The sequence below is a fragment of the Sinorhizobium sp. GQ132 genome, assembly GCF_059758575.1.
In genome coordinates, this window is record NZ_JCAXDX010000001.1 from 220,722 (window position 1) to 234,190 (window position 13,469).

A 13,469-nucleotide genomic window follows, 5' to 3' on the forward strand; every position below is an offset into this window, starting at 1 on the left:
AATGGACCGTGTCAGGACCGTCAGAAAAGCAGTAATCCCGGTTGCCGGAAACGGAACGAGGTTCCTCCCGGCGACAAAGGCAGTGCCCAAGGAGATGTTGACGATCGTCGACCGGCCAGTCGTTCAATATGCCGTGGACGAGGCCCGCCAGGCCGGAATCGAGCATATCGTCTTCGTCACCAGCCGGAACAAGCAGGTGATCGAGGACCATTTCGACGACGCACCGGAACTCATCTCGTCGCTTACACGCTCTGGCAAAAGCGCGCAGATTTCCGAACTCGAGGCCATGTTGCCGGCAGCCGGCTCGGTCAGCTTTACCCGCCAGCAGGCCCCCCTCGGCCTCGGGCACGCGGTATGGTGTGCGCGTGACCTGATCGGCGACGAGCCGTTCGCGCTTCTGCTGCCCGACATGGTCTCCTTCGGCGCGCGCGGTTGCATGGCCGGCCTCATGGATCTCTATAACGAGGTTGGCGGCAACGTCGTCGGCGTCGAGCAATGCGCCCCCGAGGAAGCATCGAAATACGGCATCGTCGGCAAGGGCGAGACGGTCCGGCACGGTTTCTCAGTGACCGAGATGGTCGAAAAGCCCGCCGCAGGAAAGGCGCCCTCCAACTACTATCTCAACGGTCGCTACATTCTTCAGCCGGAAATCTTCTCGATTCTGGCCCACCAGACGCGCGGCGCCGGCAATGAGATCCAGTTGACCGATGGCATGCTGACGCTTTCGCAATCCCAGTCCTTCCACGCGCATCCCTATGAGGGCCGCACCTTCGACTGCGGTTCGAAGCAGGGCTTCATCGAAGCCAATGTCGCCTTCGCGCTCGCCCGTGCGGACATCGGCGATATCGTTTTCGAATCCGTCCGCGACATGGTTCTGTCTCACGAAAGCCGCATCCGGGCGGCATAAGCGGCGGCTTCCGGCAGTCCTTCGGGACTGCCGGAACAAGGACCGGAGAAGAAGATGAACAGAACGGCCCCCATGAAACAAAGAAGCGTTCCATTGAGCAGCATCATGCCCAGCGAAGACCAGTCAGACGGCTTTATCGACCTCGACCGGCTTGTCGCCGCAGTCTTTCGTCGTGCCCGGCTCGTGGCCGCATTCGTCCTGCTCTTCATTGCGCTGGGGGGCGCTTATCTCCTGTTTGCCACGCCCTATTACACGTCGATGACGCAGATCCTTCTCGACGAAAACCTGTCCAAATACGCCGAGGAGGAACCTACCCCGGTAAACAGCCAGATGCTCGACACGCAGATTGCGAGTGCGGTCGAGATCCTGAAATCCGGCGAACTCGCATTGCGCGTCGTCGACAAGCTCAAACTCGACGAAAACGATACGATACTCAATCCGCCGCAGTCGCCCGTTGCCGTCGTCAAGGACTGGTTGAAATCGGCGACCGGGCTTTTTTCCGGCGGTCCCGACGTTACGGAAGAACAGGCGCGCAACGGACGGCGGCAGAAGGCAGCCGCGATCATACAGCAATCGCTCGCGGTCGAGCGTGTTTCGCGCAGCTCGGTCGTGGCCGTTGCCTTTCGCTCGAGCGACCCCTTGCTTGCGGCGACCATCGCGCGCGGTTACGCAAGTGCCTATCTGACCGATCAGTTGAACGCCAATTTCGAGGCGACCGAGCGCGCTTCCGTCTGGCTGCAGGAACGGCTTACGGATCTTCAGCAGCGCTCGCAGGCCGCCGCGCTCGAAGTCGCGCATTTCAGGGCCGAGAACGGTCTGACGGCTGCACGCGGCGAGCTGATGTCCGAGCAGCAGATGGCCGATCTCAACAGCCAGCTCATCGTCGCCCAGGCCGATACGGCAAGTGCGTCGGCCCGTTACAACCAGTACAAGTCGATCGTCGACCAGGGACCGGAGAACGCGGTCAAGAACGCCACCATTTCCTCAAAGGAGGGTGACAATTCGGTGATCCGTGACCTTAGGACCCGCTATCTCACCGTCGGCAAGCGCGAGCGGGAAGTCTCGGATAATTTCGGCGCCGACCACCCGCAGGCCGTATCGCTCCGCGCCGAGCAGGAGGATGTCGCGCGGCAGATCTACCAGGAACTGCAGCAACTCACTGCAAGCTACAAGAACGAATACGAGGTCGCGCAGTCGCGCGAGGCATCGCTCAGGAAGAGCATCCAGGGCATTGCCGGCAAGACCTCCGACGCCAGCGAGCAACTCGTTCAATTAAGGGAGCTCGAACAGAAGGCAGCGGCTCTGAAGACGCTCTACGAATCCTATCTCGGCCGCTACGAACAGGCGACGCAGCAGCAATCCTTCCCGATCGCCAAGGCGCGCGTCATCTCCGAGGCCGGCGTGCCCGTGTCGCCGTCGAGCCCCAAGAAAACGATGACTCTCGCGCTTTCGGCCGTGCTCGGCATGATGGTCGGCGGGGCTTACGCGGCCTTCCTCGAATTCCGCGAACGGACTTTCCGCCTGGAAGGCGACATCCGCTCGCTCCTCGGCCATCGCTCGCTCGGCTACGTCCCGCTGCTCGGAACGCGCATGAAGAAGAAGGCACAACTGGTCCATGCGCATTTCGGCTCGGTAAAAAGACACGACGAAGCTGTGGACGACACGATGCCGTTCCAACGACTTTCGCGCATCGTCGTCGATGCGCCGCGTTCGACCTTTGCGGAGACCTTCCGCAACGCCAAGCTTGCCTGCGACCAGATGCTCGCCGGCAGCGAAAGCCGCGTGATCGCCATTGCATCGGCCCTTCCGGACGAGGGAAAGTCGATCATTGCCGCGAACTTCGCCGCACTTCTGGCGGCGAGCGGCAAGCGGACCCTGCTCATCGATGCCGATATACGCAAGCCGGGACTGACTCAGATGATCACGCCCGCCCCGCGCACCGGGCTCGTCGAAACGCTGACCGGAGAAGCCACCTGGCCCGCCGGAATCAAGGTGGACCAGCGCACCAAGCTCGCAATCCTTCCGGCCGGCGGCGCATCGCATCAGCGGCATCAGAGCAATGAACTGCTCGCCTCCCCGGCCATGGCGAACCTCATCGAGAACGCCCGCAACGCCTTCGACTACGTCGTCGTCGATCTTGCCGCACTCGCCCCCGTCGTCGACGCCAAGGCTTTCGCGCCGCTTGCCGACGGTATTCTCTTCGTGGTCGAGTGGGGAAGGACGCCTTCGCGGCTCGTACGCGATCTGCTCAACTCGGAACCATTGATCAACTCGAAGGTGCTGGGCGTCATCCTCAACAAGACGGACATGAACGAACTCGGCAAATACAGCGACTTCGACGGGGCGGAGAAATACCGCCACCGCTACGGCAAATATTACGTCGAGAATACGATTACGGAAAACAACGCCGCTTGAGGCGACCGCGGCCGCGCCACCTGTGCGCGGCCTTTTCGCCCTTCGCCGTCAGACCTTGCGGCGATCGACGATCCAAGCGGCTGCCATTAGCGCGATGACCGCCGTAAGGGCAACGAGTGCCAGCGCATAGAAAAGCGAATATTCGACCAGCGACGGCAGCATCGAAAGACAACGCCGCACCCTGCCAGGCGACCGCCGCCAATCCGGCAGGTCGTCACGGTTGAAAGCCTCCAGCCGGCGGGTAAGAAAATGCATATCGCGAGAACCGATTGCCAATCGAAGCCATGGACGCCGTCATGCTGCTGAACAACAGTGGCGATAGCGAGGCACTTCAGCTCCCCGAGCCGTCACCCGGCAGTCAATCTTCCCACCACCGGTGGAAATGATGGACCGGACCGCGCCCCTGACCTATCTCCAGGCGGTCGGCCGCGAAGATTGCGGCATGCAGATAGGACTTGGCGGCACTCACCGCTTCGACCAGCGGCAAGCCTTTCGCAAGGCCGGCGGCAATGGCTGCCGACAGGGTGCAGCCGGTGCCGTGGTCGTTGCGCGTCTCGATCCGCGCGGCGGGAAGGCGGACAAGAGTGTCGCCGTCGAAGAAGAGGTCTGTGGCCTTCCGGCCCTTCAGGTGCCCGCCCTTGACCAGAACCGCATATGCGCCGGTCCGCATGATCGCTTCCGCCTGGCGCGCCATCTCCGCCTCGTCCTCGGCGATTGCGCGCCCGGTCATCAGCGCGGCCTCGGCTAGATTGGGCGTGGCGACGAGCGCCAGCGGCAACAGCTCTTCGATGAGCGCCGTAACGGCATCCGGCCGAAGCAACGCGTCGCCGGAGGTCGCAACCATGACCGGATCCACGACGGCCCGTTTTCCGGACCGGCGCAATCCATCGGCAATGGCGGCGATCGTTTCCCGACGCGAGACCATGCCGATCTTGACGGCCTTCACGTCGAGATCGGAGAAGACGGCGTCCATCTGCGCCGACACGATTTCAGCGGAGACATCCTCGACGGCCGTCACGCCCCTGGTGTTCTGGGCCGTGATCGCAGTGATGACGCTGGCGCCGTAAACGCCGAGCGCCGAAAACGTCTTGAGGTCCGCCTGAATACCGGCGCCGCCGCCGGAGTCCGAGCCGGCGATGGTGAGAGCAATCGCCGTCATGCCCAGGCCTCCTTCGCACGAGGGCAGATGATGCTTGCGAGCGGTACGGCAGTGGACGTCATCGATCGATCTCCAGACGGAACATCACGGAGATCCAGGAAAGGCGATGAAAAGGCGAACTTGCCGCTGGCGGCCTTCTTTCCGTTCCTACGCCGGCATGACCCGGATCAGGTTCAAGGGTCCGGCTCAACGCCATCTCAGCACCGTCTGGTGCTCCCCTCGGAATGCGCTATCTATGCGGCTGTGGCAAAGCGATGTCAACGCACCCGCGCAAAGGCTTGTAAGACCTGACTTTTAGGCCAGCCGGCAAAAATATACCCGCAGCCTGGCCACCTATGATGCAGTCATTCCTTCTGCCGCCGTCAATCGCTCGTTTCCTCCTCGAAAACGGCGGCGATTGCGTTATTCTTAGCAAAATTTCGTCGTACAGGAGGGAACACGCCATGAGTCTGCGCATCAACGATACCGCCCCTGATTTCACCGCCGAGACAACGCAGGGCACGATCAATTTCCATGAATGGATCGGCGACGGCTGGGCTGTCCTTTTCTCCCATCCGAAGAACTTTACTCCCGTCTGCACCACGGAACTCGGCGCCATGGCCGGCATCGAGCCGGAGTTCCGCAAGCGCGGCGTCAAGATCATCGGCATTTCGGTCGACCCGGTCGAAAGTCACACCAAGTGGAAGAACGACATCAAGGTCGCGACCGGCTTCGAGGTCGACTACCCGCTGATCGGCGACCGCGATCTGAAGGTGGCAAAGCTCTACGACATGCTGCCGGCCGGCGCCGGAGAGACGTCCGAGGGCCGGACGCCTGCGGATAACGCCACCGTGCGTTCGGTCTACGTCATCGGCCCCGACAAGAAGATCAAGCTGATCCTCACCTATCCGATGACCACCGGCCGCAACTTCAACGAGATCCTGCGCGCCATCGACTCGATCCAGCTCACCGCCAAGCATCAGGTGGCAACACCCGCGAACTGGCAGCAGGGCGAGGACGTCATCATCACGGCCGCCGTCTCCAACGAGGACGCCGTGCAGCGTTTCGGGTCGTTCGACACCGTGCTTCCCTATCTCCGGAAGACGAAGCAGCCGACGGCCTAAGCAAACCCGCCGCCAAGAGTCAGTCGATCAGGCGCGTCAATTCATCAAGGTTGACGCGCCCTTGGCGCTTTTTGCTAACATGGTTGTTTAACGCGCACAGAGCAGAACCATCTGCCTCAATCCGCTTTGGCGATGGAGATGATCTCCGCCAGAACCCCGTGCAGAGCGTCGCGATAGCCGTTGCGTGCCGAGGGGCCGCTTTCATCCGACGTCATGACCACGGTCAGGTCAAGGGACGGCACTATGTAGAGCATCTGGCCGCCATAGCCCCAAGCGTAATACACATCCTCGTCGCCGATCCGGCGCGTGAACCAGCCATATCCGTAGCCGTCGCCGGTAAAACGGGAGGCCGTGCGCGGCTGCCAGGAAAGCTCCACCCAATCGGCCGGGACGACCTGCCGTCCGTCCGCGGTGCGGCCGCGGTTGCGATAGAGCTCACCGAAGGCAAGCAGCGATCGCGCGCTCATCGCCATCTGGTTGCCCCCGAGATAGATGCCCTGGGGATCCCGCTCCCAGGCGCCGATCCGGAAACCCTCGACAGGACCGAGCCATTCGCGCGCAAGCGCCAGTGTCGACTTGCCGCCGACCTTGGTCAGTATTGCCGAGAGCAGATGGGTCGAGGCGGTCGAATAAAGCATCCGACCTCCGGGCTCGTCGTCGAAGGGCTGTGCCAGTGCGAAACGAACCCAGTTGCGGCTCGACACCCAGCGGCCGTAATTCGGTCCGGACATGCGCCCCAGTCCCGCTTGCATCGAAAGCAGGTTGCCGATGGTGATGTCGTTGATCCGGGGGTCGGCCTGCGACGGGAGGTCTTCCTTCAGGAGCGGCGCGATCTTCTGCTCCGGGCCGTCGAGCAGACCCTTGCCGATCGCGATGCCCACAAGTGCGGATACGATCGATTTCGACGCCGACTTGATGTTGGTCGACTCCGAGGGCGTGTGGCCGCGATAACCCTTCTCGGCAATCGTCTCCCCGTCCCTGGCAACGACCACGGTCTTCAGCGGGTTCAACTCTTCTCTGGTCGCCAGGGCCGTCAGCAAGGTGGTGACGGACTGATCCTGCGCGGCTGCCGCCGAGTGGAAACCGAAGAGCGCAAGGAACGTAACAACGAGCATGGTCATGCGTTCGACCTAGGGCGAATGGCACGACAAGTCATCAAGTACAGTCCAAGCTCACGACGATGTGACCTTGCCTGAAGGTCGGCTACATCGATGCTCGGGGTTCATTCCCTCCAGATCGCAACATCGACGGGTTTCAGCGTGCGGCCGCCCAGGTAGAACTCGGCCGAGGGCCCTGCGGGCACCTCCGCGGGGATCCGGCCGAAATTGAAGGCGAAACGGAGATTGCCGCGGCGCGTCACGCGAAGATCGCCGAGGTCGGGCAGGCTTTCCAGTCCAGCCCAGCCGAGCGCGTCGCCGATCACCTTGTCGAGCAATGCGCCGTTGGCCGCAACGGCCAGATAGCGTGCCTTGTCGTTGCCGACGAGCGCCGGAGCGCCGTTGCGATACTCCCCGTCGAAGCTTGCGAAAACGGTCTCGTTCGTCCTTACCGTCTCGCGCCAGCCGGCCGCCTGATAAGCCTCGTTGCCGTAGAGAACGGTCTCGCTATGAAACTCCGGCAGCGACTCGACCCGCGAGACGCTGATATCGATGAGCTTCGCCAGCGGTCCCGGCGGCAGTCCCTCGGGGATGTGCATGTCCTTCGTCTTGCTGCCGCTGCGCGCGCCGAAGACCACCTTGGCGTCCGCTCGCGCGAGCCGCTCGACGAAAGCCTCCTCGGCAATGACGAGATCCGGCGCGAGGATCAGCTTGTATCCGTCGAGGTCCGAGTGCTGGCCTATGAAATCCACATCGACGCCCAGACGAGCCGCCGTCGAATACCAATCGAGCGCAACCGCCGAAGCGGAATAGCTCCGCCCCTGCGGCAGGACGCGTGTCGCCCAGCGCGATTCGTAGTCGAGAAGGATCGCGACTTGCGCCTTGCCACGCACCTCTCCCCCGGGCAGGCGCTTCATTTCCGCGACGACTTCGGCGACTTCAAGATAGCCCTGATCCGCCTCGCTGTTTGGAAGAAGGAGGCCCGCGTGAAACTGTTCCTGCGCGAAAGGCGCCTGGCGCCAGCGGAAATAAGAGACCATGTCGACCCCATGGGCATAGGCGAGCCAGGTCCAGAGCCGAACCATGCCGTCGGCCGGCGACTGGTTGTGCGCCGCCCAGTTCACAGGCCCCGGCTGCTGCTCCATGACCCAGACGCGGCCGCGGCCGACGGCTCGGTAGAGGTCGTGGTTGAAGGCCGGCTGGTCGGGATCCCCCACCCGGAGATAATGCTCCTTGTCCTTCGCTGCGAGCCGCCCGTTGAGCAGGCCGCCCATCGGGTAGACGTCCCAGGAGGCAATGTCGATGTCCTCGCCGACGGAGTAATGGTCGAAATCGGTATTCTGCGACATGAAGTTGTGCGTCACCGGACGGCCGGGCGAATGCGCCCGGATAATATCGACCTGGACCTTGTTGAAGCTCTTCACCTGATCTGAAGAGAAACGGATGAAATCAACACCGTGGGTCGGGCTCGGCTCCTCCACCAGGCTGTTCGGCAGATCGATTTCCTCAAAGCTGTTGTAGTTCATCGACCAGAACGCCGTGCCCCAGGCGCGGTTCAGTTCGTCGATCGAGCCGTAGCGTTCGGCCAGCCACAGGCGGAACGCCCTGACCGCTTCGGCGGAATAGCTGTAGATCGTGTCGTGGTCGCCATATTCATTGTCCGTCTGCCAGGCATGGACATAGATGTGTTCGCCATACCGGCGCGCCATCGCCTCGGTGATGCGCGCCGCCTCGGAGCGGTAGCGCCGGCTCGAGAAGCAATAGTGGCGTCGCGCGCCGAATTTACGCACCGTCCCCGTCGCATCCACCGGCAGAATGTCGGGATAGCGGTCCACGAGCCATTTCGGCGGGGCCGCCGTCGGCGTGCCGAGGATGACCTTGAGGCCGGCCTTGCCCAGAACGTCGATCGCTTCGTCCAGCCATTCCCAATGAAATTCGCCCGACCGCGGCTCTATCTTCGCCCAGGCGAATTCGCCGATGCGGACCCAGGAGAGGCCGAGCTCAACCATCCGCCCGGCGTCTTCCGCCCATTTCTCGGGCGGCCATTGTTCGGGGTAGTAGCACACGCCGAGTTCGAGCTTGTCAGGCGTCCGAAGGTCGGAGTTGAAGCGATTGGGGCTCGTCAGCGGCATGTGCAAGGTAAAGTCCTTTGTCGTTTTTCTGGATCGGCGGCGGACGCACATGGCGAGCAGGCGCGACACGGCCGGAGCGAAATTAAACGTTTGTATTAACCGGCGACCTCAATGGCGGATTGGTCGCTCATAGCTTCGGCCTCAGTCGGTCGTCCGAGCGCTCGATGAGGTCCGGCATCAGGAGCGTCTGCAGGGCTTCAGGCGGCTCTCCCTCCATCCGCCGCAGGATGAATTTGCCGAGCAGCGCGCTCGGCTCGCCGATCGGCAGGTAGTAGCTCGTGATCGGCGGTGCGAAATACTGGCTGACGTTCAGGTCGTCGGTCGCATTGATGACCGCGTCACGCCCATGCACCAGCCCGCGCGCATGGAAGCCGGAAAAGGCGCCGAGCGCAGTAGCTTCGTTGGCACAGATATAGGCGGTGGGAGGATCGGCGAGCGCAGACATGGCCACCACATTCTCCCTGCCGAATGCGGGCGTCAGCCGACCATGAGCGACGAGCGCGGCATCGTAGGACAGGCCTGCCTCTTCGAGCGCTTTGCGATAGCTTTCCAGGCGAACGACACCGTAGGTGAACTGCTCTTTCGGATTGAGCAGCGCGATGCGCCTGTGGCCACGCTCGATCAGCCGCGCCATGGACAGGCGGATCATCTGTGCGTTGTCGGCGTCGACATAGGCGTGCGGCGCATTGTGGATGCTCATGCCGTAGGTCACGAAGGGGAACTCCGCTTCCTGCATCAACCGGATACGCGGATCGTCGGCGCGCGTGCCCGAAATGATGATGCCGTCGGCCTTCTTCATCGCAACGATCTGCCTGATCGTTTCCTGGCTTTCCTCGAAGTCGCGCACGGCGTAGAGCGAGACGCGATAGGGGCTTTCTTCCAGCGCCCAGGAAATACCGCTGAGGAGCTGCGCATATTCCACGCCCTCCCATTCGTTTTCCTTCGGGCCTGGCGCCGTCATGATGGCGGCAACCTGATAGGTCTTGCCGGTGCGCAGCTGCACGCCATGAAGATTGAGCTCGTAGCCCACGCGCTCGGCCGCATCGAGCACGATGGCCCTCGTCTCCGGGCGAACCTGCGGAGAATGCTTCAGAGCCTTGGAGACCGTCGCAATCGACAGTCCCGTCTCCCGCGCTATCGTCTTTATGGTCGGTCGCTGCATGACGGCTTCAACTCTTCACCGGTTTTGTCGCGGAGGGATTGCGCCAGCAGCAGGTAGACTGCGGACGTCCAGGCGAATGCCCGATCCCGAAGGCCCCTGCCCGAGCGCGCGTCGAAGTTTTCGGCCATACCGTGTGCATTGGCAAGTGCACAGAACCTCTGCGCGATTTCCCGGGCCAATGCACGCTCCCCCTGGCGGCGCAGTCCGTCCCAGAGGAGATAGGTCGTCGGCGCCCAGATAGGCCCGCGCCAATAGCCATCGTCCTCGTAATAGGAACTCCGAGGGCTCTCCGTCGCCGGGCCCCAATCGGTGATGAATGCGCCTTCCACCAGCCGGGCGACGAGCTGGCGGCACATCGTTCCGGGCAAGCGGGAGCCCAGCAGCAGCGGCATGAACTGGATCAGACTATCCCCAGGGAGAATTCGTTTTGGGTCGGCGGCAAGACGCGCGGCAAAGGTCTCGCCGGTCCAGAGCGTGCCGACGAGGAGCGCTTGAAGTTCGTCTGCGGTGCGAAGCCATCGGGCTGCCTTTTCCGTATCGTCCTCCAGCAGGTTGGCAAGCGCCTCGCAGGCCAGGATGAGGAAGACCGGAAGGTCGGGTGACAGAACCGGGCCGCCTTCGGCAAAGAAACTCGCATTGTCCCAGCCGCTGTCATTGCCGTGGAAGTAGCTCGGCAGCACGCCGCCGCCCGCGCGGCCGTGGGTCAGCCAGTAGGAGACCTGCCTGCCGATCGCATCGCGCAGATAGGCCCGTCGCTCCGGTGTCAGGAAGGCGGGATTTTCGCGCGCCAGGCAGGACACGGCCCAGCCGTGAACCGGGGGCTTGGTGAAGGCGAAGAGCGCTTCGCGGTCGTTCACGTAGTCCGGCAGCAGGCCGGAAGCGTCCTGATGGTCGAAGATCGCTGCGAACTGGTCGAAGGCGAGCTCTTCGTCGAAGCCGGCCACGCCAAGTGCCGAAAAGGCATTGTCCCAGCTCCAGATGTTGATCATGGCGTTTTTCGACATGTAGATCGCCGGCCGGGTCAGAACGCCTTCGGCCGGCACGGTATTCGCCCAGAGGAGATAGGCCGCGAGGCGTTGCGCTTCCTCCTGTCCGGGGACACCCGCCGGGATCGATCGATACCAGGCGCTGAACTCGGCTGCGACGGCTGCATGCGCCACCTCGAAGCTGCCGGGGCTTTTCGGCGGCGGGAGGGCGCGAAAGAAATCGACATCGCCCTCGAATGTCCCCTCGCCCGAGAGCGTGAAGGAAACGTCGGTGGACCGGTCCCTGTCCCATTTGCCGGAAACGGCCAGATCACCGAGACAGGCCCGCGGAATGAGTTTCACGTTCTCACTTGCTGCCACGAGACAGTATTCGCCGCCGGGCGTGCGGTAGACATAATCGTAGCGCGATCCTTCGACATGGAAACGCACGCCGGCATTCTCGCCGCGAATGTGCAAGCGTTCGCCGTCTCCGATGACGAAGCGGACGATGCCCTCGCCGGTCCGCGCCACAAGCTGGTCCGGCGACAGTTCGAAGCGCGCCGCCGCCGGTCGACCGTTCCCGTCCAGCAACTCGACCCGGCACAGCCGTCCAAGCGAAGGACGCTCATCGCCGCCGCTGACGCATCTGAGATAAAGCGCACGCTCGCCGTCGCGCCCGGGAACACGCATGGTCGACAGCGTCAGGAAGCGCCCCTTTCGGCTGAAAGGAACATGGTCGATGTCGAACAGCATCGCCTATCCCTTCACCGAAGAGCCGACGGCTCCATCCATGATATAGCGCTGCGCCAGGAAGAAGAGGGCGAGCGGCGGAAGGCAGAGGATGACGGTGATCGCCGCGATCGAGGTGACGTCGATCTCATGCAGGCCCTTGAACATCGAAAGCCCGAGGGTGAGCGTGTATTTCGACTGATCGTTGAGGAAGATCAGTGGCCCCAGATAGTCGTTCCACGCATTCATGAAATGGAAGGTACCGACCAGCACCAGGGCCGGCAGCATCAGAGGCAGATGGATGCGCCAGTAGATGTCGAAACTGTTGGCACCGTCCATGCGGGCAGCCTCGTCGATCTCCATCGGTATCGTCATGATGTATTGGCGGAGCAGGAAGACGAAGAAGGCGTCGGCGAAATAGGCCGGGACGATCAGTGGTTTGAGCGTGTTGATCCAGCCCAGCATGTTGAATTCCATGTAGAGCGGGATCATCTTCACGTCCCAGGGTATCATCATGGTCGCGAGCAGCAGCACGAACAGGGCGTCGCGTACGGGAAACCGAAAGCGGGCGAAGCCGAAGGCGACGAGCGAACTCGACAGAAGCTGGCCGACCGTCGAAAGGACCACGACGATCAGCGAGTTCGAAAGATAGGTGCCGAAGGGCTGCTTGTTCCAGGCGGCTGCGAAATTCTCCCAGTGCCACTCGGACGGCCAGAGGACCGGTGGGAACTGATATAGCTCCGCCGTGCTTTTGACCGCCGTCATGAAGGTCCAGTAGAACGGCGCGATGAACAGGGCGGACAGCAGGATCAGCGTCGCATAGAGGACTGTCTTACGCATCGCGGTCTCCATCGGCCGGCCGGACCTCGCCCTCGTAATAGACCCATGCGGCGGACCAGCGCATGACGACCAGGCTGAGTGTCAGCACGATCGCGAACATCACCCAGGACCCCGCGGCGGCATAGCCCATGTCGAAATATTTGAAGGCGTTGTCGTAGATGTACATGGCAAAGAAATAGGTGGATCCGAGAGGGCCGCCCTTCGTCAGCAGAAGCGCTGTCGTCAGCTGCTGGAATGCGGAGATGATCGAGGTGATGAAGGTGAAGATCAGCATCGGCCCGAGCATCGGCAGGGTGATGAACAGCATCTGCGCCCAGCCCGGAACGCCCGAGACGGTCGCGGCCTCATAGAGCTCTTTCGGAATGGCCTTGAGACCGGTCAGAAGGATCAGCATCGTACCGCCGAGGCCCCAGAGGCTTGCGACGATGATGGCGACGAGGGCCAGGCTGGGATCGCCGAGCCAGTTCGGTCCATCGATGCCGACGAGCGACAGCATGAAGTTCAGCAGCCCGTATTCCCTGCTGTAGATCCAGCTCCAGATCGTCACAAGCGCAACGCCCGAGATCACGCTCGGCAAATAGAACACCGTGCGAAAGAAGCCGCTGGCGAAAGTCGCATGGTGCAGCAACAGCGCCAGCAGAAGCGACATGACGATGTTGAACGGCACGTAGATCGCCGCGAACTTCACCGTGATCCAAAGGCTCTCCCGGAATTGCGGATCCTCCATGAACATGGAGCGGTAGTTGTCGAGTCCGACGAAGGTGCGCTCGCCGACGACGGGCCAGTCGAAAAAGCTCATCGTCAGCGAGAAGCAGAGCGGGCCGAGGGTGAAGAAGAGGAATCCGAGGATCCATGGGGAGATGAACAGGAAGGGCGCAAGATGCCTTCCGGCATTCGCTCGTCTGCGCCGAACGACATCCACCTTCGGTTCAGCATGGGCGGCCATGTCCATCCCCCGCA

General features: G+C 62.4%; 11 protein-coding genes and 1 riboswitch. Of the genes, 3 read left to right on the plus strand and 8 right to left on the minus strand.

Features of this window, described 5'->3' with window-relative positions; translation table 11 throughout:
• Position 1 precedes the first annotated feature (1 nt).
• Positions 2 to 907: a UTP--glucose-1-phosphate uridylyltransferase gene (locus tag AC6CIG_RS00950; RefSeq protein ID WP_018098446.1), complete on the plus strand. Its 906-nt coding sequence runs from the start codon at positions 2 to 4 to the stop codon at positions 905 to 907.
• 54 nt (positions 908 to 961) lie between these two features.
• On the plus strand, positions 962 to 3,322 hold the full coding sequence (gene exoP / locus AC6CIG_RS00955) for a succinoglycan biosynthesis transport protein ExoP (protein ID WP_018098377.1): 2,361 nt from the start codon (positions 962 to 964) through the stop codon (positions 3,320 to 3,322).
• Between the two features lie 48 nt (positions 3,323 to 3,370).
• On the opposite strand, the gene AC6CIG_RS00960 is transcribed toward exoP, so the two are convergent.
• Positions 3,371 to 3,577, minus strand: coding sequence for a hypothetical protein (locus tag AC6CIG_RS00960; RefSeq protein ID WP_201269672.1), 207 nt, complete (start codon positions 3,575 to 3,577; stop codon positions 3,371 to 3,373).
• Positions 3,578 to 3,680: 103 nt separating this feature from the next.
• Positions 3,681 to 4,481, minus strand: coding sequence for a bifunctional hydroxymethylpyrimidine kinase/phosphomethylpyrimidine kinase (gene thiD, locus AC6CIG_RS00965; RefSeq protein ID WP_498322046.1), 801 nt, complete (start codon positions 4,479 to 4,481; stop codon positions 3,681 to 3,683).
• A gap of 127 nt (positions 4,482 to 4,608) precedes the next feature.
• Positions 4,609 to 4,711, minus strand: a riboswitch (TPP riboswitch).
• 213 nt (positions 4,712 to 4,924) lie between these two features.
• On the opposite strand from thiD, the gene AC6CIG_RS00970 reads away from it, so the two are divergent.
• Positions 4,925 to 5,584 carry a peroxiredoxin gene (locus tag AC6CIG_RS00970; protein ID WP_018098374.1) on the plus strand — a complete coding sequence of 220 codons (660 nt, stop codon included), beginning with the start codon at positions 4,925 to 4,927 and terminating at the stop codon, positions 5,582 to 5,584.
• 116 nt (positions 5,585 to 5,700) lie between these two features.
• On the opposite strand, the gene AC6CIG_RS00975 is transcribed toward AC6CIG_RS00970, so the two are convergent.
• From AC6CIG_RS00975 to AC6CIG_RS01000, 6 genes are all read right to left on the minus strand, one after another.
• Positions 5,701 to 6,705 carry a serine hydrolase domain-containing protein gene (locus AC6CIG_RS00975; protein WP_018098373.1) on the minus strand — a complete coding sequence of 335 codons (1,005 nt, stop codon included), beginning with the start codon at positions 6,703 to 6,705 and terminating at the stop codon, positions 5,701 to 5,703.
• Between the two features lie 101 nt (positions 6,706 to 6,806).
• A complete protein-coding gene (locus AC6CIG_RS00980; RefSeq protein WP_498322049.1) occupies positions 6,807 to 8,819 on the minus strand; it encodes a beta-galactosidase in 2,013 nt (670 codons plus the stop codon).
• A 121-nt stretch (positions 8,820 to 8,940) separates the two neighbouring features.
• Positions 8,941 to 9,975: a LacI family DNA-binding transcriptional regulator gene (locus AC6CIG_RS00985; RefSeq protein ID WP_018098371.1), complete on the minus strand. Its 1,035-nt coding sequence runs from the start codon at positions 9,973 to 9,975 to the stop codon at positions 8,941 to 8,943.
• Positions 9,957 to 11,693 carry an amylo-alpha-1,6-glucosidase gene (locus AC6CIG_RS00990; RefSeq protein ID WP_018098370.1) on the minus strand — a complete coding sequence of 579 codons (1,737 nt, stop codon included), beginning with the start codon at positions 11,691 to 11,693 and terminating at the stop codon, positions 9,957 to 9,959. Before AC6CIG_RS00990 ends, AC6CIG_RS00985 begins: the two co-directional genes overlap by 19 nt.
• Before the next feature lie 3 nt (positions 11,694 to 11,696).
• Entirely contained in the window at positions 11,697 to 12,509 is an 813-nt protein-coding gene (locus tag AC6CIG_RS00995; protein WP_498322051.1) for a carbohydrate ABC transporter permease, read from the minus strand.
• Positions 12,502 to 13,461: a carbohydrate ABC transporter permease gene (locus tag AC6CIG_RS01000; protein WP_127709485.1), complete on the minus strand. Its 960-nt coding sequence runs from the start codon at positions 13,459 to 13,461 to the stop codon at positions 12,502 to 12,504. The genes AC6CIG_RS00995 and AC6CIG_RS01000 overlap by 8 nt, the downstream gene beginning before the upstream one ends.
• Positions 13,462 to 13,469: the final 8 nt, after the last annotated feature.

What these genes read in the sequence shown, in the direction of transcription:
- AC6CIG_RS00990 (WP_018098370.1), bottom strand. Translation starts at nt 11,693, where the DNA reads ATGCTGTTCGACATCGACCATGTTCCTTTCAGCCGAAAGGGGCGCTTC.
- AC6CIG_RS00970 (WP_018098374.1), top strand. Translation starts at nt 4,925, where the DNA reads ATGAGTCTGCGCATCAACGATACCGCCCCTGATTTCACCGCCGAGACA.
- AC6CIG_RS01000 (WP_127709485.1), bottom strand. Translation starts at nt 13,461, where the DNA reads ATGGACATGGCCGCCCATGCTGAACCGAAGGTGGATGTCGTTCGGCGC.
- exoP (WP_018098377.1), top strand. Translation starts at nt 962, where the DNA reads ATGAACAGAACGGCCCCCATGAAACAAAGAAGCGTTCCATTGAGCAGC.
- AC6CIG_RS00995 (WP_498322051.1), bottom strand. Translation starts at nt 12,509, where the DNA reads ATGCGTAAGACAGTCCTCTATGCGACGCTGATCCTGCTGTCCGCCCTG.
- AC6CIG_RS00985 (WP_018098371.1), bottom strand. Translation starts at nt 9,975, where the DNA reads ATGCAGCGACCGACCATAAAGACGATAGCGCGGGAGACGGGACTGTCG.
- AC6CIG_RS00950 (WP_018098446.1), top strand. Translation starts at nt 2, where the DNA reads ATGGACCGTGTCAGGACCGTCAGAAAAGCAGTAATCCCGGTTGCCGGA.
- AC6CIG_RS00960 (WP_201269672.1), bottom strand. Translation starts at nt 3,577, where the DNA reads ATGCATTTTCTTACCCGCCGGCTGGAGGCTTTCAACCGTGACGACCTG.
- AC6CIG_RS00975 (WP_018098373.1), bottom strand. Translation starts at nt 6,705, where the DNA reads ATGACCATGCTCGTTGTTACGTTCCTTGCGCTCTTCGGTTTCCACTCG.
- thiD (WP_498322046.1), bottom strand. Translation starts at nt 4,481, where the DNA reads ATGACGGCGATTGCTCTCACCATCGCCGGCTCGGACTCCGGCGGCGGC.